We start from the raw sequence: 1,932 nt of genomic DNA, 5'->3' as shown, positions 1-1,932 counted from the left end.
CCCGAGTTCGACAGTTGAGCGCGTAAGTTATTGATTCATATAGAGGCGATGTTAAAAAATGCCACTACAGGAGGGTCAATTGGGTCTCAAGGGTGGGTTTCTTGATCGTCAGGGCGGTGAGAATGTCGGTCTGTTCCTTGTCGAGTTTTGAGATACCGGTGGCGGATTCGGTGCCGTTCAGCGTGACGCGGTGATGCTGAATTCTGCGTAGTTTCGCGAGCGCGCGCTCGGGCGAGAGCGCGGTGTCGCTGGCGCGCAAGCGGGTGCGCATGATGCGATGCAGGATCAGGGCCATGAAGCAGATCGCGGCATGGGCGCGGATGCGCTCAGGCAGTCGATGATAGATCGGGCCGATCTCGATTTCGGATTTGAGTACGCGGAAACCGCGCTCGATATCGGCTAACGATTTATACCGTTTAACCACTTCTACGGGTGTCAGGTCGGTGGCATTGGTGACCAGCAGAAGCTTGCCATCCATCAGACGCGCATGCGTCAACGCGCGCTCATCGATTGAGTACGTGAACAGTTCGCTCTTGAGATCAACGCGGACGATACGTGCCAGGTGGGCCTCACACACTTCATGATAGAAACGTGCGCGCGCGCCGCCGTCGGACAGCTTGCGGCCACGCTTGCTCTTGCCCATCTCCTGCCCGTCCAGTTTGACCGCCCACTGAGCGGCCTTCTGCTCGAGCGACTCGATGACGAGATCGCGTTTGGCGCCGGCGGTCTTGGCCACGTCCGGGTCATGCGCGATGATCAGGCGCAGTTTGTCCCACTTTGTCTCACCCAAGACCTCTTGCTTTGCATCGGCGCATTGCTCAGCATGGAACGGCGCCAGCAGGTCCACGAAATCGCCGTAGCGGCGCCCTGGCACTGCCAGAATGAATTCAAGCGTACCACCGCCTGGCAAGGTGATCGCCTGCAGGTCCGCCAGGTTGTCGGTCGAGAGCAGGCCGCGATCGGCCACGGCGATGACACGCTTGACCGGGAAGCGTCGCACGATCTTTTCGATGATCGGTTTGATGGTCGTCACTTCGGCGGTATTGCCGTCAAATACTTCGTGATACAGAGGCAATCCATCCGCTGTCTGCACCACCCCGAGCATGACCTGGCGCGCGATCAGGCCCTCCTTCGACATGCCGAATTTGCGCACGTCCTCGTCTTGTTGCGACATCCCTTCAGCGCGGATCGTCGTCATGTCGTAGAACACCACCGCCAGATCCTGATCGACCATCGGACGCAGTAAGCTGGCCAGCACCTGATCGACTTCCTCCTGATGTTCGACCATCGCGTCCATCGCCCGCAGCAGTTGATGGTGCTCGATTTTTTCGGCCATGATACCGGGCAAGGTGACGGTTTCGACCCAGCGCAGCACGCCCAGTTTCGAGTCGGGATCACACAGTCGGTTCAGCACCATCAACCGGATCAGCGCTTCGATATCGATGGTGTGTCGGGTGCGCCGAAATACCTGCCGCAGACGATCGAAGCCGAGCGAATTCCACAATTCGGTCAGCGCCCAGACATCACCATAATCGCGCGCCGACTCGAACGTGAGCGACGGGGCGGGAGGCATCTCCGGGCGCGTTTTTCCGGTCACGCGCAGCAAGCCGGAAATCACCGACTCAAGCTCCGTATTGAGCTGATCGAGTCGGCCCAAGGTCGCGACGGTACGCTGCTTCGGGCGGCCATTGTCGTCGCGATACGCTTCGACCAGCTGAACGTAGCGGCGTGGTCCGGAGGTGGTAACTTTGATGAACATGCCGTTACTCTATTTGCGTGGAAATAGAATGTCAACAACTAACGAAATTTATAAAACATGCCATTACACAAAATTTTCAAAATCGACGGAGAAATGCATGTAAGTGTTTGATTTATATGGTGCGCCGTTCAGCAAAACCGTCGAAATTGGCCGCGAACTGTCGAACTCGGGTG

The 1,932-nt window shown here is 57.6% G+C and carries 1 protein-coding gene; it reads right to left on the bottom strand.

The window, feature by feature from the left end:
* Positions 1-64 precede the first annotated feature (64 nt).
* Positions 65-1,759, bottom strand: coding sequence for an IS1634 family transposase (locus ACP7DD_RS26395; RefSeq protein WP_426178350.1), 1,695 nt, complete (start codon positions 1,757-1,759; stop codon positions 65-67).
* Positions 1,760-1,932 lie beyond the last annotated feature (173 nt).

Origin of the sequence: Massilia sp. TWR1-2-2, from assembly GCF_049897565.1 — a bacterium.
Lineage (GTDB): Bacteria > Pseudomonadota > Gammaproteobacteria > Burkholderiales > Burkholderiaceae_D > JAFCUW01.
Note: the sequence above shows the minus strand (reverse complement) of the source record. Positions and strands in the feature narration are given on the sequence as shown.